Genomic DNA, 19,860 nt, shown 5'->3' on the forward strand with positions numbered 1-19,860 from the left:
GCCGACCGCCGGTCCGGCGCACGGCGAGACGCTCCTTCGCTCAGTCCCCGCAGCCCACGAAGTCCGCGACGAGGGTCGCGAAGTCGTCCGGGGTGGACAGGCGGACGCCGAGGGTCTCGGCCTTGGCGCGCTTGGACCCGGCGCCCTCCCCGGCCACCACCAGGGTGGTCTTCTTGGAGACGCTGGAGGAGGAGCGGCCGCCGGCGCGTTCGATGAGCTCGTTCATCTGGTTGCGGCTGAGCTTCTCCAGGGGGCCGGTCATGGCGCCGGTGACCACCACGGTCATGCCGGCCAGCGGTCCCGGTGCCTGCCCGTCGCTGCCGTCGCTGTCGCTGTTGTCGCCGCCGTCGTGGTCCGCGGCGGGCGGCGGGGTGGCGCCGGGCTCGGTCATGTTGACCCCGGCCGCGGTGAGCTTGTCGATGAGCGGGGCGAGTTCGGCGAGTTCGGCGACGATGGACGGAGCCTTCTCCTTGCCGATGCCGTCGACCTGCTGGATCGCCTCGGCGTCGGCGGCGCGCAAGTGGTCCATGGTGGCGAAGTGCCGGGCGATACGGCGGGACATGGAGCGGCCGGTGCCGCGGACGCCGAGCGCGCACAGCACCCGGGACAGGGGCTGGTTCCTGGCCGTGGCGAGCGCGGCGAGGAGGTTGTCCGTGCTGGTCTCGCCCATGCGGTCCAGACCGAGCAGCTGTTCACGGGTGAGGGCGAACAGGTCGGCGAGATCCGTGACGAGGCCGGCTTCGACGAGCTGGACGACGCGGGTGTGGCCGAGGCCTTCGATGTCGAGCTGGTCGCGCCCCGCGGCGTAGGAGAGGGAGGCGACGAGGTGGCAGTTGCGTCCGTTCTCACAGCGCCAGCGCTGTTCGCTGGTGTCGATGCCGGATCCGCAGCGGGGACATGCTTCGGGGAAGGCGATCGGCCGCTCGTCACCGGTGCGCAGGTGGGCGACGGGGGCCTCGACGCGGGGGATGACGTCGCCGGCCCGGTGGACCATGACGTGGTCGCCCAGCCGCAGGTCGCGGCGCGTGATGTCGGCCGGGTTGTGAAGGGTGGCGTAGGTGATGGTGGAGCCGTCGATCTCGACCGGCTCCAGGACGGCGCGGGGGGCGATGATGCCGGTGCGGCCCACGTTCCACTCCACCTCCAGCAGCCGGGTGATCTTCTCGACGGCCGGCAGCTTGTAGGCGATCGCCCAGCGCGGGGCCCGGGAGCCCGATCCGGCGGCCTGCTGGTCGGCGGCCAGGTCGGCCTTGACCACGATCCCGTCGATGCCGAACGGCAGTCCGGGGCGCAGGGCGGCGATCTCGTCGACGCGGGCCAGGACGTCCTCGACGGTGGTGGCGGTGACGCCGGGTACGGCGGTCGTGGCGGTGGTGTTCACGCCGAGCTCGCCGGACCGGGCCATGAGGTCGCTGTGCGCGCTCTCGCCGAGCAGGGCGGCGAGCGCCGGATCGGTGTCGGCCAGGGGGAGCAGCCCGTAGCCGAAGAATGTCATCGGCACGGTGTAGGCGCGGTCCTTGGCACGCAGGGTGCCCGCGGCGGCGTTGCGGGGGTTGGCGAACGGCTGGCCGCCGTGCGCGGTGCGTCTGTCGTTGGCGTGCTCGAACTGGGCGGTGGTCATCAGGACTTCGCCGCGTACCTCCACGGTGACCGGCTCGGCCAGCTGCTCGGGCAGGCCCTCGATGCTGCCGATCGCGTGCGAGACGTCCTCCCCGGCCGTCCCGTCGCCCCGGGTGATCAGCCGGGTCAGTCTGCCGCGGGTGTAGCGGGCGGCGACGGCCAGACCGTCCAGCTTCGGCTCGACACTGAACCGGGTGATGTCGTGGCCGACGCGCCGGGCCAGTGAGGCGGTCCAGGCGGTGAACTCCTCCGGCGAGAACACGTTGTCCAGGCTCAGCATCGCCACCGTGTGCGGTACGTCGCCCTGCACGGCACCGCCGGCGACCTTCCCGGTCGGCGAGTCGGGCAGTACCTGCTCGGGGTGCTCCGCCTCCCACGCCGCGATCCCGCGCACTAGCCGGTCGTAGGCGTCGTCGTCCAGGACCGACGTGCCCCCGGAGTAGTAGGCGGCCGAGGCCCTCACCGCGTCCTCGACCGCCTGCGCGTAGGCGGCGGCATCCACGATCACTGCAGCAGCTGTCGTCATGTCCGCCATCCTGCTCGGCACCACTGACAACGCCGGGTTCTCGGTCTCTCCGGATCCTTGACCGCCGGTCGGCGCTCCACGATGCTTGTTGCGACACATGAGATGTGTGCCGTAATGAGCAACATGCGAGGAGGGGTCATGACGCACCAGGTCCGTGCTGTCGTCGCGCGGGGGAAGGGCGCCCCCGTCAGCCTGGAAACGATCGTCGTGCCCGACCCGGGGCCGGGCGAGGCGCTGGTGAAGGTCGAGGCCTGCGGGGTCTGCCACACCGATCTGCACTATCGCGAGGGCGGCGTCAACGACGACTTCCCCTTCCTGCTGGGCCATGAGGCGGCGGGTGTCGTGGAGGCGGTGGGGGAGGGGGTCACCGACGTCGCCCCGGGGGACTTCGTCATCCTCAACTGGCGTGCGGTGTGCGGGCAGTGTCGTGCGTGTCAGCGCGGACGCCCGTGGTACTGCTTCGACACCCACAACGCGAAGCAGCGGATGACCCTGACCGACGGCACCGACCTGTCGCCGGCGCTGGGCATCGGCGCCTTCGCGGAGAAGACGCTGGTGGCGGCGGGGCAGTGCACCAAGGTCGACCGGGCCGCGTCGGCGGCCGCCGCCGGTCTGCTGGGCTGCGGCGTGATGGCGGGCATCGGCGCGGCCATCAACACCGGCCGGGTCGGACGCGGTGACACCGTGGCCGTCATCGGCTGCGGCGGCGTCGGGGACGCGGCCGTCGTCGGGTCGAACCTGGCGGGCGCGGCGAGGATCATCGCGGTGGACATCGACGACCGCAAGCTGGAGACCGCGAGGAAACTGGGCGCGACCCACACCGTCAACTCCAAGGAGTCCGACCCGGTCGAGGCGATCCGCGATCTGACCGGCGGCTTCGGCGCCGACGTGGTCATCGAGGCGGTGGGCCGCCCGGAGACCTACCGGCAGGCCTTCTACGCCCGCGACCTGGCGGGCACCGTCGTCCTCGTCGGTGTACCGACCCCGGAGATGAAGCTGGAGCTCCCGCTGCTCGACGTCTTCGGCCGGGGCGGCGCGCTGAAGTCCTCCTGGTACGGCGACTGCCTGCCGAGCCGGGACTTCCCCATGCTCATCGACCTCTATCTCCAGGGCCGGCTGAATCTCGACGCCTTCGTCACCGAGACCATCGCGCTGGACGAGGTGGAGAAGGCCTTCGAGCGGATGCACCACGGCGACGTGCTGCGCTCGGTGGTGGTCCTCTGATGGCGGGCGCCCGCATCGAACGTCTCGTCACCTCCGGGACGTTCTCGCTGGACGGCGGCACCTGGGACGTCGACAACAACGTCTGGATCGTCGGCGACGACACCGACGTCGTCGTCATCGACGCCGCGCACGACGCCGAGGCGATCGCCGAAGCCGTCGGTGGGCGCACCCTGCGGGCCATCGTGTGCACCCACGCCCACAACGACCACATCGACGCCGCGCCCGAACTCGCGGCGCGCACCGGTGCCCCGATCCTGCTGCACCCCGACGACCTGCCGCTGTGGAAGCAGACCCACCCCGAGCGGATGCCGGACGGCGACCTGGCCGACGGCCACATCCTCGCGGTGGCCGGCGTCGACCTGACCGTGCTGCACACGCCCGGCCACGCCCCCGGCGCGGTCTGCCTGTACGCACCGGACCTGGCGGCCCTCTTCAGCGGTGACACCCTCTTCGCCGGCGGCCCGGGGGCCACGGGACGGTCCTACAGCGACTTCCCGACCATCGTCGACTCCATCCGGAGCCGACTGCTGACGCTGCCGGGCGGCACCGTCGTGCACACCGGCCACGGGGATACGACCACGGTCGGGGCAGAGGCGCCCCACCTCCAGGAGTGGATCGACCGCGGCTTCTGAAACGCGCTCCCGGTGGCTCCCGTACGGCGCCCGTTCCGCTTGTTCGCGCAGGTGGACCGGGCGTTTCGGGCTGCCCTCAGGCCGTTCGGAAGCCGTCCGGACAACCCGTCCGAAGCGGGCCTTTGGACGCCTTGACAACGGTTCAGAACGGCCCGCAGACTGGCGTTGCGCTCATCGCAATCCGTTTCGCTATACGCACCGAGGTGTCATGATGATTCCCGCGTGCCGTCTCGCGGATCTCCCGCGAGGCGAGGCCCACCGGCTCGAGATCGACCCGCCCGTCTCGGTGTTCCACACCGACGACGGCGAGCTCTTCGCCATCGACGACACCTGCACCCACCAGGACGCCTCGCTCGCCGACGGCTGGCTGGAGGGCTGCGAGGTGGAATGCCCGCTGCACGCCTCGAAGTTCGACCTGAGGACCGGTGCCGTCGACGCCCCGCCGGCCAAGCTCCCGGTGCGCACCCACGAGGTGCTCGTCGAGGAGGGCATGGTCTACGTCCGACTGTCCACCGACGCCCCCAACCTGCCGCCCTGCGTCGCAGCCCGGCTCGCCGGCGGCGTCGCGTGAGGACGGTGGCCGTCGTGGGCGCCTCGCTCGCCGGACTGTCGGCGGCGCGGTCCCTGCGGAAACAGGGCTACGACGGCCGGCTGGTCGTCATCGGGGACGAGCTCCACCGCCCCTACGACAGGCCCCCGCTGTCCAAGGAGTTCCTGGCCGGCACCATCGGCGAGGCGGAGCTCGCGCTGGAGACGGACGACGAGGACCTCCGAGCGGAGTGGCTCCTCGGCGTCCGCGCCACCGCACTGGACCGCACGGACCGCGCCGTCCGGCTCGCCGACGGCCGGGAGGTCCGCGCCGACGGCGTGGTCATCGCGACCGGCGCCGCCGCGCGCACCCTGCCCGGCTCCGAGGGCCTGGCCGGCGTGCACGTCCTGCGCACTCTGGACGACGCCCGCGCCCTGCGGGACGAACTGACCCGCGGTGGACGGCTGGTGGTGATCGGCGGCGGCTTCGTCGGCGCCGAGGTCGCCTCCACCGCGTACGCCCTCGGCCTCGACGTCACCGTGGTCGAGGTGGCCCCCACCCCGCTCGCCGGACCGCTCGGTACGGCCATGGGCGCCGTCGTCTCCGCGCTCCACGCCGACCACGGCGTACGACTGCTGTGCGGCGTCGGCGTCAAGGGGCTGAGCGGGGAGCGCCGGGTGGACGCGGTGCTGCTCGAGGACGGCCGCAGCGTCCCCGCCGACATCGTCGTGGTGGGGGTGGGCGCACGGCCCTGCGTCGAGTGGCTGCACGGGTCCGGGGTCGCCCTCGACAACGGCGTCACCTGCGGTGCGGACGGCCGCACCAGCCTGGCCGGTGTGGTCGCGGTCGGCGACTGCGCCAATTGGTACGACCCCCGCGCGGGCGTACATCGCCGGGTCGAACACTGGACCGGCGCCCGCGAACGCCCTGACGCGGCCGTCGCGACGCTGCTGGCGGGGGGCGCCACGGAACCGGGCGTGCCCCGGCCGCCGTACTTCTGGTCGGACCAGTACGGCGTGAAGATCCAGTTCGCCGGTCACGCGGCGGGCGCCGACAGCGTGACGATCGAGGAAGGCGCCGCGGGCGACCGCGACGTCCTGGCCGTCTACCGGCGCGCCGGTCAGCCGGTCGCCGTGCTCGGCATGAACCAGCCTCGGCTGTTCACGCGGTGGCGCAAGCAGCTCGCCGCCGCCACGGCCTGACACCGCCCCGAGCCAGAAGAACCACACCGTCCGGAGTCGCTCTGCCCGGCGCGTGAATGACCCCTCCCGACGTTCCCGAGGAGTGCACCGTGACCTCGACCAGCCTGCCGGACAGCCTGATCGCCACCCTCCCCGGCTCCTCCTACACCGATCCCGGGATCTTCGCCCAGGAACAGGAGCGCATCTTCGAGACCATGTGGTTCTGCGTCGCGCGCGCCTCCGAACTGGCGAAGCCCGGCGCCTTCCGGACCGTCGACGTGGGCCGCGAGAGCATCCTGGTCACGAGGGCCCGGGACAACTCCATCCGCGCCTACTTCAACGTCTGCCGGCACCGCGGGGCCAGGATCTGCACGGAGGAGAGCGGCGAGGTCAAGCGGGCCTTCCAATGCCCCTACCACGCCTGGACGTACGACCTGACGGGCAAGCTCGTCGCGGCGCCCAACCTCACCAAGATGCCCGACGTCGGCCGCACCGAGTACGGCCTGGTGAACGTGGCCGTCCGCGAATGGCTCGGCTATGTCTGGGTCTGTCTCGCGGAGAACCCGCCCTCCTTCGAGGAGGACGTCATCGGGGACGTCGTCGGCCGCCTCGGGGACGTCGAGTCGATCGAGCGCTACGACATCGAGAGCCTCTCGGTCGGCAGGCGGATCGTCTATGACGTCCGGGCGAACTGGAAGCTCATCATCGAGAACTTCATGGAGTGCTACCACTGCGCCACGATCCACCCCGAACTCACCGAGGTGCTCCCCGAGTTCGCCGACGGCTACGCGGCCCAGTACTACGTCGGCCACGGCGCCGAGTTCGGCGAGGAGGTCCAGGGCTTCACGGTGGACGGCTCCGAGGGCCTGGACCGCATCCCGGGGGTCGCCGAGGAGCAGGACCGCCGCTACTACGCGATCACCGTCCGGCCCCAGGTCTTCGTCAACCTCGTACCCGACCACGTGATCTTCCACCGGATGTACCCGGTGGCAGTCGACCGCACGATCGTCGAGTGCGACTGGCTCTACCTCCCGCACGTCGTCGACAGCGGCAAGGACGTCAGCCGGTCCGTGGAGCTGTTCGACCGGGTCAACCGGCAGGACTTCGAGGCGTGCGAGCGCACGCAGCCGGGCATGAACTCCCGGATGTACGCCAAGGGAGGCGTCCTCGTGCCCAGCGAGCACCACATCGGCGCCTTCCACGACTGGGTCAACGAGCGCCTGGGCGCGCCCACCAAGTAGAAGGGCGGGTCAGCCCAGGTACCCCATCCGGTGGCTGATCTCCTCGGCGCCCTTGATCAGCACCGGGGCGAGTTCGCGCATCCGTTCCTCGGTGAAGCGGTACGAGGGCCCCGAGGCGGTGACCGCCGCGATGACCTCTCCCTCCCGGTCGAGGACCGGCGCGGCCATGGCGTGCAGGCCGATCTCCAGCTCCTCCAGAGTCCAGGCGTAGCCGGCCTCGCGCGCCTCGGCGAGGTGCTTCTCCAGCTTCGCCTTCGAGGTGATGGTGCGCGGGGTGACCTTCTTCATGCCGGCCTCGGTCAGCAGCGTGGCACGCTCCTTGGCCGGCAGGTACGCCAGCAGGACCTTGCCGCTCGACGTCGCGTGCAGTGGGGTCAGCTGGCCGACCCAGTTGTGCGCGGTGACCGCTCCGGGGCCGCGCACCTGGTAGAGGTTGATCGCGTAGTGCTCCTGCAGGACGGCGATGTTGACCGTCTCGCCGATCTCCTCCGCGAGGCGCTCACAGACCGGGCGGCCCTGCTGGGTGATGTCGATACGCCCCGTGACCGCGCCGGCCAGGCGCACGATCCCGAAGCCGAGGCGGTACTTGCCGCGCTCGCCGGCCTGCTCCACCAGACCGCGCGCCTCCAGGGCACCGAGGAGGCGGAAGGCGGTGGACTTGTGAACATCGATCTCGGCGGCCACTTCGCTGACGCCCGCCTCGCCACGCTGGGCGAGGATTTCCAGGACGCTGATGGCGCGGTCCACCGACTGGACTCCGCCGGCCTGCGAGGTCGGCGTTTCTGCGTCAGTGCTGTAGTTGCTCACAGTGAAACTATACGCGTAGTAAACAACACTATTGCAAGTAACGATGCCGGAGCGAAGTCCAGGGAAGTTGCGCGTTCCGCAACCTAGTGCGTATAGCGCTACCGGTACTAGCATGCTCGCGTATCTACGGCGCGAGCGAGACGAGGCCCCATGGCTCCTCAGCAGTACGACTTCGTCATCGTCGGCGGCGGTTCGGCCGGCAGTGCACTGGCGAACAGACTCTCCGCGGACCCCGCCCACCGGGTGCTGGTCCTGGAGGCCGGCCGGTCCGACTACCCGTGGGATGTCTTCATCCACATGCCCGCGGCGCTGACCTACCCGATCGGCAGCCGGTTCTACGACTGGAAGTACGAGTCCGAGCCCGAACCCCACATGGGCGGCCGACGCGTCTACCACGCGCGCGGCAAGGTACTGGGCGGCTCCAGCAGCATCAACGGCATGATCTTCCAGCGCGGCAACCCCATGGACTACGAACGCTGGGCGGCCGACGCGGGCATGGAGACCTGGGACTACGCGCACTGTCTGCCCTACTTCCGCCGCATGGAGAACTGCCTCGCGGCCGACCCGGACGACGAGTTCCGCGGCCATGACGGCCCCCTCGTCCTGGAACGCGGCCCGGCCACCAACCCGCTCTTCGGCGCCTTCCTCAAGGCGACCGAGGAGGCCGGCTACGCCCCCACCGACGACGTCAACGGTTACCGGCAGGAAGGCTTCGCCAAGTTCGACCGTAATGTCCACCGCGGGCGCAGACTCTCGGCCTCGAAGGCGTACCTCAAGCCCGCCAGGAAGCGGCCCAACCTCACCGTCAGGACCCGCGCCCTCGTCACCCGCGTCCTGTTCGAGGGCAAGCGCGCCGTCGGTGTCGAGTACCGGCGCGGCCGGGGCGCACCCCAACAGGTACGGGCCGGGGAAGTCATCCTGTGCGGCGGCGCCATCAACTCCCCGCAGCTGCTCCAGCTCTCCGGCGTCGGCAACGCCGAGGAACTGAGCGCCCTCGGCGTCGACGTCGTCCACCATCTCCCGGGCGTCGGCGAGAACATGCAGGACCACCTGGAGGTCTACGTCCAGTACGCCTGCAAGCAACCGGTCTCCATGCAGCCGTACATGGCGAAGTGGCGCGCCCCCTTCATCGGACTGCAGTGGCTGTTCCGCAAGGGCCCGGCCGCGACGAACCACTTCGAGGCCGGCGGCTTCGCCCGCAGCAACGAGGACGTCGACTACCCCAACCTGATGTTCCACTTCCTGCCCGTCGCGGTCCGCTACGACGGCTCCTCGCCCGCCGGTGGCCACGGCTACCAGGTGCACGTGGGTCCCATGTACTCCGACGCCATCGGCTCCGTGAAGATCACGAGCAAGGACCCGCGCGAACACCCGGCGCTGCGCTTCAACTACCTCTCCACCGAGCAGGACCGCCGCGAATGGGTCGAGGCGATCCGGGTGGCCCGCAAGCTGCTCAACCAGCCCGCGCTCGCCCCCTACAACGGCGGCGAGGTCTCGCCCGGACCGCGGGTGGAGACGGACGAGGAGATCCTCGCCTGGGTCGCCGAGGAGGGCGAGACCGCCCTGCACCCGTCCTGCACCTGCAAGATGGGCACCGACGAGATGGCGGTCGTCGACCCGGCCAGCATGCGCGTGCACGGGCTGGACGGCCTGCGCGTGGTGGACGCCTCCGTCATGCCCTACGTCACCAACGGCAACATCTACGCCCCGGTGATGATGATCGCCGAGAAGGCCGCCGACCTGATCCTCGGCAAGGAACCCCTCCCCCCGTCCAAGGCCGCGTACTACCGCCACCGCGACGCCCAGAAGCAGGCGGGGTAGACGTTGGCCGCCGCAGGACTCCGGGCGCTGCTGGGCAGCGTCCGCTACGAGGTGCTGCCCGCCGGGGCGACCGAGGACAAGGTGCTCGCACATGTCCCGCGCGAGGTCGTCGTCACCGTGACGGCCTCACCGGTCAAGGGCCTGGAACCCACCCTGGGCCTCACCACCCGGCTCGCCGCGCACGGCTACCGTGTCGTCCCGCACGTCCCCGCGCGGCTGCTGCGGGACGACACCCATCTGAAGGAGACCGTCGACCGGCTCCGCGAGGCGGGCGTGGACGACGTCTTCGTCCCGGCGGGCGACGCCGACCCACCCGCCGGCGTCTACGACGGCGCGCTGCCGGTCCTGCGCGCGCTGAGCGAGCTGGGCGCCCCCTTCTCCCGCGTCGGCGTCACCGGCTACCCGGAGAGCCATCCCCTCATCCATGACGACGTCACCGTCCAGGCGATGTGGGACAAGCGCGAGCACGCCACGTACGTCGTGAGCAACCTCTGCTTCGATCCGAGGGTGCTGGGGGAGTGGATCGTTCGTATACGGCGCCGGGGTGTCTCCCTGCCCCTCCACGTGGGGGTTGCGGGGCCCGTGCAGCGGGCGAAGCTGCTCGCGATGGCGACGAGGATCGGGGTGGGGGAGTCGACGCGCTTCCTCACCAGGCACCCTTCCTGGTTCCTGCGGTTCGCGACGCCCGGCGGGTACTCGCCCGAGAAGTTGCTGACCCGCGCCGGAGAGGCGCTCACCGCGCCTTCGGCGGGGGTGGCGGGCCTGCACCTGTTCACCTTCAACCAGATCGCGGAGACGGAGGCGTGGCGTCGCGCGCTGCTGGACCGACTCGGCGGTTGAAGTCGTATGCGGCGGTGGGCGGGCCGGAGGAACCGGCCCGCCCACCTCAAGTCCACAGCTCAGCGGAACACCACCGTGCGGTTGTCGTCCAGCATCACGCGGCTCTCGCTGTGCCACTTCACCGCGTGCGCCAGCACCTGCGCCTCCACGTCCCGCCCGACCGTGACCAGGTCGCCGGGGTCGAGCGAGTGGTCCACCCGGACCACGTCCTGCTCGATGATCTGCCCCTCGTCCAGGTCCGGTGTCACGTAGTGCGCGGTCGCGCCGACCAGTTTCACCCCGCGGTGGTAGGCCTGTTCGTAGGGGCGAGCGCCCTTGAAGCTGGGCAGGAAGGAGTGGTGGATGTTGATGGCGCGACCCTCCAGCTGCTTGCACAGGTCGTCGGAGAGGATCTGCATGTAGCGGGCCAGCACCACCAGGTCGACGTCCAGCTCGCGCACCAGCTCCAGCAGCCGTGCCTCGGCGTCGGCCTTGGTCGCGCCGGTCACCGGGATGTGGTGGAAGGGGATGCCGTAGCTCTCCGCCAGTCCCTCGAAGTCCCGGTGGTTGGAGACGATCGCGGGGATCTCGATGTTGAGGGCGCCCGTGCGCCGACGGAAGAGCAGGTCGTTCAGGCAGTGGCCGAACCGGGACACCATGATGAGCGTCCGGGTCGGGGTGGAGGCGTCCCGGAGGGTCCAGGAGATGCGGTGGGCCTGGGCGACCGGGCCGAACCGGTAACGCAGGTTTTCGAGATCGGCGTCCGGATCGGAAACGTCGAAGTGGACCCTCATGAAGAAACGGCCCTGGAGCCGGTTGTCGAACTGCTGACTCTCCAGGATGTTGCCCGAGTTCCTGACGAGAAAGCCGCTCACGGCGTGGACCAGCCCGGCGCTCTCGGGACACGACAAGGTGAGGACGTACTCACGGCCGGGTTGGGGGCGAGGGGACATGTGCGGCCTCCGATGGTGCGTATTGCACAACATGGTGAGCGATACGCAACATGGTCGGCTCGGTGTCGCTCGCGGTCAAGGGGTGGCCGGGCAAGTGCCGGCCGGGTCAAATCGTCATCGGCCAACCTCTTGACGTCCGTCTGGACATTCGCCAGGGTGTTCCACCACAAGCAATACAGTGCACAATGCGCAACGCATTTCGGTTGAAGGGCTGGGCGCGTGGCAGACCTGTATGTCGAGGGGAAATGGCGGGAACCGGTCGCCGGAGGCCTCCGGGAGATCCGCTGTCCCGCTGACGGCACGCTCGCCGCGACCGTCTCCGAAGGAACCCGCCCCGATGCCGAGGCCGCGATCGCCGCCGCCCGCCGCGCCTTCGACGACGGGCCCTGGCCCCGCACCCCCGAGCGGGAGCGCGGCACGCTGCTGTCGCGCACCGCCGACCTCATCGAGCGCGACGCCGAGGAGTTCGCCCGCGCCGAGTCGCTGGACACCGGCAAACGGCTGGTGGAGAGCGCGTACGACATCGCCGACGTCGTCTCCTGCTTCCGCCACTACGGCGGCATCGGCGGCACCGACGCCGGCCGCGTGATCGACACCGGGCGAGCCGACGCCGTCAGCCGGGTCGTCTACGAACCGGTCGGCGTGTGCGTACTGATCACCCCCTGGAACTACCCGCTGCTCCAGGCGTCCTGGAAGGTCGCGCCCGCCCTCCTGGCCGGCAACACCATCGTCCTCAAGCCCAGTGAGCTCACCCCCTCCACCTCGATCCTGCTGATGAGGGCGCTGGAGGAGGCCGGGCTCCCGGCCGGCGCCGCCAATCTCGTCCTGGGCACCGGGCCCGAGGTGGGCGCTCCCCTGTCCGAGCACCCGGCCGTCGACATGGTCTCCTTCACCGGCGGCCTGGAGACCGGCAAGCGCGTCATGGCCACCGCCGCCGCCGGCGTGAAGAAGGTGGCGCTGGAACTCGGCGGTAAGAACCCCAACGTGGTCTTCGCCGACGCCGACTTCGAGACGGCCGTGGACTTCGCCCTCACGGCGGTCTTCCTGCACTCCGGCCAGGTCTGCTCGGCCGGCGCCCGGCTGATCGTCGAGGACGGGCTGCACGACGCCTTCGTCGACGAGGTCGTCCGGCGCGCCCGGCTCATCCGCCTCGGCGGCCCCTTCGACCCCGAGGCCGAGACCGGGGCGCTGATCTCCGCGCAGCACCGGGACAAGGTCGAGGCGTACGTCGCGGCCGGCCTCGCCGAGGGCGCCGTACTGAGGTGCGGCGGCGCACGGCCCGACGACCCCGCGCTGGCGGACGGCCACTACTACCTGCCCACCGTGCTCGACGAGTGCCGGCAGGACATGCGCGTGGTGCACGAGGAGTCCTTCGGGCCCGTGCTCACCGTTGAGCGCTTCACCGACGAGGACGACGCCGTACGCATCGCCAACGACACCGAGTACGGGCTGGCGGGAGCCGTCTGGACGCAGGACGCCGGCCGGGCCCAGCGCGTCGCCCGGCGGCTGCGCCACGGCACGGTGTGGATCAACGACTACCACCCCTACGTTCCGCAGGCGGAATGGGGTGGCTTCGGGCACTCCGGTGTGGGCCGGGAGCTGGGACCGAGCGGCCTGGACGAGTACCGAGAGCCCAAGCACATCTGGCAGAACATCCAACCCCGGCCGCAGCACTGGTTCCGCGGCTGAACGCCGAAAAGAGGCCGATCGTGATCCCAGCACAGACCGAGGTGCCGCCCCGGCGCGGCACGCCCCAGGACGCGGCCCCCACTCCGGTGATCTCCGTGCGCGGGCTGTGGAAGGTGTTCGGGCCGAAGGCCGACCGGGTCCCGGGCTCCGTGGAGCTGTGCGGGCTCACGCGCCGCGAGCTCATGGACCGCACCGGATGCACCGCCGCCGTGCGCGACGTGAACTTCGAGGTCGCCCCGGGCGAGGTCTTCGTCGTCATGGGCCTGTCCGGTTCGGGCAAGTCCACGCTGGTGCGATGTCTGACCCGGCTGATCGAACCGACCGCCGGCGAGATCGTCTTCGAGGGTGAGGACATCCGCCACGCGGACGACAGACGGCTGCGCGAGCTGCGGCGCCGCAAGTTCTCCATGGTCTTCCAGCACTTCGGTCTCCTGCCCCACCGCCATGTCGTCGACAACGTGGCGTTCGGGCTGGAGATCCGCGGGATGAGCAGGGCCGAGCGCACCAGACGGGCCCAGGAGGTCGTCGAGCTGGTCGGCCTCGCGGGCTACGAGACCTCCTACCCCGACCAGCTCTCCGGCGGCATGCAGCAACGCGTCGGCCTCGCCCGGGCGTTGGCCGGCGACCCGGACGTGCTCTTCTTCGACGAACCGTTCTCGGCGCTCGACCCGATGATCCGCCGTGACATGCAGAACGAGGTCATCCGCCTGCACCACGAGGTCGGCAAGACGATGGTGTTCATCACCCACGACCTCTCCGAGGCGCTCAAGCTGGGTGACCGCATCCTCATCATGCGCGACGGCAAGATGGTCCAGTGCGGCACCGGCGACGAACTGGTGGGCGCCCCCGCCGACGACTACGTGCGCGAGTTCGTCAAGGACGTACCCCGTGGCGAGGTGCTGACACTGCGGTGGATCATGCGCCCCGCCCAGCCCGAAGACGCCCTCGACGGACCCGTGTTGGGTCCGGACGTGGTGGTGCGGGAGGCCACCCGGGCGGTGCTCGCGGCCGACCGGCCGGTCAGGGTCGTCGAGAACGGCGAACTGCTCGGCATCGTCGGCGACGAGGAGATCCTCGCGGTGGTCGCCGGGCAGGAAGGCGGCGTGTGATGGCCGCCGTCGTGGAGAAGGCGGACACCCCACCCAGAGTGGAGGAGCCGCCGAAGCAGCCCGCGCCCGCCTCCCGGGCACGCTCGGCCGGCCGCGGCATGGTGGTGGGCGCGGTGCTACTCGTGTGGCTGGTGCTGTTCGCCGTGCTGCGCGGGAAGCAGACCCTGACCCTCGCGGCGGCGGACCTGACCGATCTGCACCGCTGGTTCAACGACGTCAACGACTCCGTCGGCGCGAACCGCAACTCCAACCCGCTCTTCCTCTACTTCTTCAACGAGATCCGCCTGGTCATCGACACCCTGGTGACCTTCGTCCAGGAGCTGATCTCCCAGCCCCCCGCGGGCCGTCCCGTCCCGCAGATCGGCTGGCTGGGCGTCGTCGGCATCGCCGGTTACCTCTCCTGGGCCGTCGGCAACTGGCGGGTCGCGCTGCTCGCGGTGGCCGGCTTCACCTTCCTCGGGCTGCAGGGCCTGTGGCAGGAGAGCATGGACACCCTGGCGCTCACCGTCTCCGCGGTGCTCGTGGCCCTGCTGTTCGCGATCCCGCTGGGCGTGTGGGCGGGGCTGTCGGACCGGTGCAACCGTATCGTCACGCCCCTGCTGGACTTCATGCAGACGATGCCCACCTTCGTCTACCTGGCCCCGCTGACACTGTTCTTCCTCATCGGTGGCGCCTCCGCCACGATCGCCACGGTGATCTACGCGGCCCCGCCCGCGATCCGCATCACCGCGCACGCCATCCGCTCCGTACCGGAGACGACGGTGGAGGCGGCCGACTCGCTGGGCGCCACCCGGCGGCAGTCCCTGCTGAAGGTCCTGCTGCCGATGTCCAAGCGGACCGTGGTGATGGGCGTCAACCAGACGATCATGGCCGCCCTGGCCATGGTGACCATCGCGGCCCTGATCGACGCGCCCGGTCTCGGCAAGACCGTCGTGCAGGCGCTGCAGTCGCTCGACGTCGGTACGGCCTTCAACGCGGGCCTGTCCATCGTCGTCATGGCGATCGTCCTCGACCGGGTCACCACCGCGGCCAGCGCCCGCGTGGAGGAGGCCCGGCGTTCCGCGAACCGCTTCCTCCAGTGGCGGCGGCCGCTGCTGGGCGCGGGCGCGGCGGTCACGGCGGTCCTGGTGTACATGTCGCACACCTACCTGTGGGCGGCGGAGTTCCCCGGCGACGGCGGCGTCGGAAGCTCCGTCGCGAGCGCGGCCGACACGGCGACGACCTGGGTGCAGGACAACCTCTCGGGCGTCACCAACGCCGTCCGCGACACCCTCACCAACGGTCTGCTCAACCCCTTCCAGACGCTGCTCACCGACTCCCCCTGGTGGCTCGTCGGGGCGGTGCTGGTCGCGCTCGGCGCCGTGCTCGGTGGTCGGCGCTCCGGGATCACCACGGCCGTGTGCGTGGGCCTGCTGGTCGGCACCGGTATGTGGTCGGACGCCATGACGACGATGGCGTCGACCGTCGCCGCCACCGTGCTCGTGATGCTGCTCGGTGTCGTCTTCGGCGTGTGGATGGGCCGCAGCGCCCTCGTGGACCGGGTGCTGCGGCCCAGCCTGGACGCGGCGCAGGTCATGCCACCGTTCGTCTATCTGGTGCCGTTCCTGGCGCTGTTCGGCGCGACCCGCTTCACGGCGATCGTCGCCGCGGTCGTCTACGCGGCCCCCGTCGCCATGAAGATCATCGCGGACGGGGTGCGGAACGTGCCGGCCACGACCGTGGAGGCGGCGACCTCGGCCGGGTGCAACACCTGGCAGATCATCACCAAGGTCCAGCTGCCGATGGCACGCGGCGCCCTGACTCTCGCGACCAACCAGGGCCTGATCTACGTGCTGTCGATGGTTGTGGTGGGCGGCCTGGTCGGCGCGGGCGCCCTCGGCTACGACGTCGTGGCCGGCTTCTCGCAGGGACAGCTGTTCGGGAAGGGGCTCGCCGCGGGGCTGGCCATCGTCCTTCTCGGAGTCATGTTCGACAGGATCACTCAGGCGGCGGCGCGGCGTACCGGCGCGTAAGGAGCTACTGACCATGGCAAGGCAAGCAAGACAGTGGAGAGTCGGCGCGGCCGGCGTGGCGGTCCTCGGCCTCACCCTCACCGCCTGCGGTGGCGCGAAGGTCGGTGACAGCTCCTCGGCGGCGGGCGGCTCGGGCAGTTCCGGCAAGTGCGGCACCTTCAACCTCGCGGTCAACCCGTGGGTGGGCTACCAGGTGGACGCGGCGGTCGTCGCGTACGTCGCTGAGAACGACCTGCACTGCAAGGTCACCCAGAAGGACCTCAAGGAGGAGATCGCCTGGCAGGGCTTCGGGACGGGCGAGGTGGACGCCGTCCTGGAGAACTGGGGGCACGACGACCTGAAGAAGAAGTACATCACCCAGCAGAAGACCGCCGTGGAAGCCGGCCAGACCGGCAACAAGGGCATCATCGGCTGGTTCGTGCCGCCGTGGCTGGTCAAGGCGCACCCGGACATCACCGACTGGAAGAACCTGAACAAGTACGCCTCGAAATTCAAGACCTCCGAGTCGGGCGGCAAGGGCCAGCTCCTCGACGGCGACCCGTCGTACGTCACCAACGACGAGGCCCTGGTGAAGAACCTGAAGCTGGACTTCAAGGTGGTGTACGCGGGCAGCGAGACCGCGTTGATCCAGGCGTACCGCAAGGCGGAGAAGGACAAGGAATGGGTGATCGGCTACTTCTACGAGCCGCAGTGGTTCCTGTCCGAGGTGCCGCTGGTGAAGGTGAATCTGCCGGAGTACAAGGACGGCTGTGACGCCGACCTGGAGAAGGTCGCCTGCGACTACCCGGTCTACGACCTGGACAAGATCGTCAGTGCGAAGTTCGCCAAGTCGGGCAGCCCGGCCTACGACCTGGTGAAGAAGTTCAACTGGACGAACGACGACCAGAACGTGGTGGCGAAGTACATCGCCGTCGACAAGATGACGCCCGAGGCGGCCGCGAAGAAGTGGGTCGAGGCCAACCGCGACAAGGTGGAGGCCTGGATCAAGTAGGGACGCCGAAAGGCAGCACGGGCATGCCCGGTGGGCGGTGCGCACACGCGCGTACCGCCCACCGGGCATTGCCTTGTTCCGGCGTGTTTCCCGACGTCACGGGCCTCTTGACACCCCCTTCCCGGACAGGCACATTGAGTTGCGCAACCTGAAGCATGTTGCGTAGACAGCAACCGATTCGGAGGTGCGGCGATGGCGGGACCCCGAGTGGTCATCATCGGAGCGGGCGTCGTGGGCGCGGCACTCGCGGACGAGATCTCCGCGCGAGGCTGGACCGAAGTGACCGTGGTCGACCAGGGCCCGCTGCCCGCCACCGGGGGCTCCAGTTCGCACGCCCCGGGACTGGTCTTCCAGACGAACTCCTCCAAGACCATGACCGAACTGGCCCGCTACACCGTCGAGAAGTTCTGCTCCCTCGACGTCGACGGCAAGCCCTGCTTCCTCCAGGTCGGCGGCCTCGAAGTGGCCACCACCCCCGAGCGACTGACCGAGATCCACCGCCGCCACGGCTGGATCACCGCCTGGGGCATTCAGGCCCGGCTGCTCACCCCCGACGAGTGCGTCGAGCAGCACCCCCTGGTGAACCGCGACAGGGTCCTCGGCGGCCTCCTCGTCCCGACGGACGGACTCGCCAAGGCCGTCCTCGCCGTCGAGGCCCAGATCCGCCGGGCCACCGAGCGCGGCGTGCGCTTCCTCGCCCGCCACGAAGTCCTCGACGTCCGGCAGGCCGACGGCCGCGTCACCGGCGTGCTCACCGACCAGGGCGAGATCCCCGCCGACATCGTCGTGTGCTGCGCAGGCATCTGGGGCCAGAAGATCGCCCGCATGGTCGGCATGAACCTCCCGCTCACCCCGCTCGCCCACCAGCTCGCCTGGACCGGCCCGGTCCCCGCCCTGGCCGGCCAGACCGAGGAGGCGGTGCGCCCGATCCTGCGCCACCAGGACGCCGACCTCTACTACCGCGACCGCTTCGACGGCATCGGCATCGGGTACTACGGCCACCGCCCCATGCCGGTCTCCGTCGACGACATCCTCTCCGTGGACGAGGCCGAGGCGATGCCGTCGGTCCTGACGTTCACCGAGGAGGACTTCGAGGACGCCTGGACCGAGACGCAGTCCCTGCTCCCCGCGACGCGGGAGGCCAAGGTGGAGGAGGGCATCAACGGCCTGTTCTCCTTCACCACCGACAACTTCCCGCTGCTCGGCCAGTCCCCGGACGTCCAGGGCTTCTGGGTCGCCGAGGCCGTCTGGGTCACCCACTCCGCGGGCGTCGGACGGGCCATGGCCGAATGGCTGGTCGACGGCCACTGCTCGTCCTTCGACCTGCACGAGTGCGACGTCAACCGCTTCGAACCGCACCAGCTGTCACCGGAGTACGTCCTGGCCCGCGACTGCCAGAACTTCGTCGAGGTCTACGACATCCTCCACCCCCTCCAGCCGTCGGGCCACCCGCGCCCGATCCGCACCAGCCCCTTCCACCCCCGCCAGCAGGAGCTCGGCGCCTTCTTCCTGGAGGCGAACGGCTGGGAGCGCCCGCAGTGGTACGAGGCCAACGCGGGCCTGGTCGAAGGGCGCAGCATCCCCACTCCCAACGACTGGGCGGCGCGGTACTGGTCCCCGATCGTCGGCGCCGAGGCGCAGGTGACCCGCGAGACCGTCGCGCTCTACGACATGACCGCCCTCAAGCGCCTGGAGGTGACCGGCCCCGGTGCCGCTGTCTTCCTGGAGCGGCTGTGCACGGGCAAGGTCGCCAAGTCGGTCGGCTCCGTGACGTACACGCTGCTCCTGGACCACGACGGAGGCATCCGCAGCGACATCACCGTCGCCCGGCTGGCCCCCGACCGGTTCCAGGTCGGCGCCAACGGCAACGCCGACCTCGACTGGTTCACCCGCCACCTCCCCGCCGACGGCACGGTCCAGGTACGCGACATCACCCCCGGCACCTGCTGTATCGGCCTGTGGGGACCGCTGGCCCGCAAGGTCCTCCAGCCCATGACGGACGAGGATTTCTCGAGCGACGGCCTGAAGTACTTCCGGGCCAAGCGGGCGTACGTGGGGAGCGTCCCGGTGACGGCGATGCGGCTGTCGTACGTCGGGGAGCTCGGGTGGGAGCTGTACACCACCGCCGACCAGGGACTGAAGCTCTGGGACACCCTGTGGCAGGCGGCCCAGCCGCTCGGCGGGATCGTCGCCGGGCGGGGCGCGTTCAACAGCCTCCGGCTGGAGAAGGGGTACCGCTCGTTCGGCACGGACATGACCTACGAGCACGACCCGTACGAGGCGGGGGTCGGGTTCGCGGTCAAGCTCGACAAGGAGGACTTCGTCGGGAAGGCGGCGCTGGAGCGGCGCAAGGCCGACGTGCGGCGGAAGTTGAGCTGTCTCACGGTCGAGGATCCGCGGGCGGTGGTGATGGGCAAGGAGCCGGTCTACGACGGTGAGGCTGCCGTTGGCTACGTCACCAGCGCGGCTTACGGCTACACGATCGGCAAGGGGATCGCTTACGCGTGGCTGCCGGCGGAGCTGGCGGCGCCTGGGACGCGGGTGGACATCGGGTACTTCGACCAGCGGGTGGAAGCGGTCGTGGCGGAGGAACCGTTGTTCGACTCGACGATGTCGCGGCTGCGGGGCTGAGGGGGCCGTTGTTCGGTGCGGCTCCGTTGTGGCTGGTCGCGCCCCGCGGCGGATCCGCTGATCAATACAGCCCCG

The 19,860-nt window shown here is 70.3% G+C and carries 15 protein-coding genes; 12 read left to right on the forward strand and 3 right to left on the reverse strand.

The genetic code is table 11. From position 1 onward, the window contains the following. Window positions 1-40: 40 nt before the first annotated feature. The gene (ligA, locus tag IG99_RS11990) at window positions 41-2,155 is read right to left on the reverse strand and encodes an NAD-dependent DNA ligase LigA (RefSeq protein WP_037672699.1); all 2,115 of its coding nucleotides are present in this window, start codon (window positions 2,153-2,155) and stop codon (window positions 41-43) included. A 129-nt stretch (window positions 2,156-2,284) separates the two neighbouring features. Between ligA and IG99_RS11995 the strand changes: the two genes are divergently transcribed. From IG99_RS11995 to IG99_RS12015, 5 genes are all read left to right on the forward strand, one after another. After that, complete coding sequence (locus IG99_RS11995; protein WP_037672702.1) at window positions 2,285-3,370, forward strand: S-(hydroxymethyl)mycothiol dehydrogenase; 1,086 nt, start codon at window positions 2,285-2,287, stop codon at window positions 3,368-3,370. After that, on the forward strand, window positions 3,370-4,002 hold the full coding sequence (locus tag IG99_RS12000; RefSeq protein WP_037672705.1) for an MBL fold metallo-hydrolase: 633 nt from the start codon (window positions 3,370-3,372) through the stop codon (window positions 4,000-4,002). Before IG99_RS11995 ends, IG99_RS12000 begins: the two co-directional genes overlap by 1 nt. 208 nt (window positions 4,003-4,210) lie before the next feature. After that, window positions 4,211-4,573 carry a bifunctional 3-phenylpropionate/cinnamic acid dioxygenase ferredoxin subunit gene (locus tag IG99_RS12005; protein ID WP_037672706.1) on the forward strand — a complete coding sequence of 121 codons (363 nt, stop codon included), beginning with the start codon at window positions 4,211-4,213 and terminating at the stop codon, window positions 4,571-4,573. Beyond that, window positions 4,570-5,733, forward strand: coding sequence for an NAD(P)/FAD-dependent oxidoreductase (locus tag IG99_RS12010; protein ID WP_037672708.1), 1,164 nt, complete (start codon window positions 4,570-4,572; stop codon window positions 5,731-5,733). The genes IG99_RS12005 and IG99_RS12010 overlap by 4 nt, the downstream gene beginning before the upstream one ends. A gap of 89 nt (window positions 5,734-5,822) precedes the next feature. Continuing rightward, entirely contained in the window at window positions 5,823-6,953 is a 1,131-nt protein-coding gene (locus IG99_RS12015; RefSeq protein WP_037672994.1) for an aromatic ring-hydroxylating oxygenase subunit alpha, read from the forward strand. 9 nt (window positions 6,954-6,962) lie between these two features. Here IG99_RS12015 and IG99_RS12020 read toward each other — a convergent pair whose 3' ends face one another. Continuing rightward, window positions 6,963-7,760, reverse strand: coding sequence for an IclR family transcriptional regulator (locus IG99_RS12020; RefSeq protein ID WP_199815494.1), 798 nt, complete (start codon window positions 7,758-7,760; stop codon window positions 6,963-6,965). A gap of 150 nt (window positions 7,761-7,910) precedes the next feature. Here IG99_RS12020 and betA point away from each other — a divergent pair, with 150 nt between their 5' ends. Together betA and IG99_RS12030 are read left to right on the forward strand one after the other, a co-directional pair. Then, window positions 7,911-9,581, forward strand: coding sequence for a choline dehydrogenase (gene betA / locus IG99_RS12025; RefSeq protein ID WP_037672712.1), 1,671 nt, complete (start codon window positions 7,911-7,913; stop codon window positions 9,579-9,581). 3 nt (window positions 9,582-9,584) lie between these two features. Beyond that, window positions 9,585-10,421 (forward strand): methylenetetrahydrofolate reductase, encoded by an 837-nt coding sequence (locus IG99_RS12030; protein WP_037672713.1) that lies wholly within the window; start codon window positions 9,585-9,587, stop codon window positions 10,419-10,421. 59 nt (window positions 10,422-10,480) lie between these two features. Here IG99_RS12030 and purU read toward each other — a convergent pair whose 3' ends face one another. Continuing rightward, the gene (gene purU / locus IG99_RS12035; RefSeq protein WP_037672714.1) at window positions 10,481-11,353 is read right to left on the reverse strand and encodes a formyltetrahydrofolate deformylase; all 873 of its coding nucleotides are present in this window, start codon (window positions 11,351-11,353) and stop codon (window positions 10,481-10,483) included. Between the two features lie 219 nt (window positions 11,354-11,572). Here purU and IG99_RS12040 point away from each other — a divergent pair, with 219 nt between their 5' ends. From IG99_RS12040 to IG99_RS12060, 5 genes are all read left to right on the forward strand, one after another. Beyond that, complete coding sequence (locus tag IG99_RS12040; protein ID WP_037672715.1) at window positions 11,573-13,042, forward strand: aldehyde dehydrogenase family protein; 1,470 nt, start codon at window positions 11,573-11,575, stop codon at window positions 13,040-13,042. Window positions 13,043-13,062: 20 nt separating this feature from the next. Then, the gene (locus tag IG99_RS12045) at window positions 13,063-14,151 is read left to right on the forward strand and encodes a quaternary amine ABC transporter ATP-binding protein (RefSeq protein WP_037672717.1); all 1,089 of its coding nucleotides are present in this window, start codon (window positions 13,063-13,065) and stop codon (window positions 14,149-14,151) included. After that, window positions 14,151-16,163 (forward strand): ABC transporter permease, encoded by a 2,013-nt coding sequence (locus IG99_RS12050; RefSeq protein ID WP_037672719.1) that lies wholly within the window; start codon window positions 14,151-14,153, stop codon window positions 16,161-16,163. The genes IG99_RS12045 and IG99_RS12050 overlap by 1 nt, the downstream gene beginning before the upstream one ends. Before the next feature lie 13 nt (window positions 16,164-16,176). Next, window positions 16,177-17,154 carry an ABC transporter substrate-binding protein gene (locus tag IG99_RS12055; RefSeq protein ID WP_037672721.1) on the forward strand — a complete coding sequence of 326 codons (978 nt, stop codon included), beginning with the start codon at window positions 16,177-16,179 and terminating at the stop codon, window positions 17,152-17,154. Window positions 17,155-17,346: 192 nt separating this feature from the next. Further along, entirely contained in the window at window positions 17,347-19,785 is a 2,439-nt protein-coding gene (locus IG99_RS12060) for a GcvT family protein (RefSeq protein ID WP_037672723.1), read from the forward strand. Window positions 19,786-19,860: the final 75 nt, after the last annotated feature.

This window comes from Streptomyces griseus subsp. griseus (genome assembly GCF_000720255.1).
Lineage (GTDB): Bacteria > Actinomycetota > Actinomycetes > Streptomycetales > Streptomycetaceae > Streptomyces > Streptomyces griseus_I.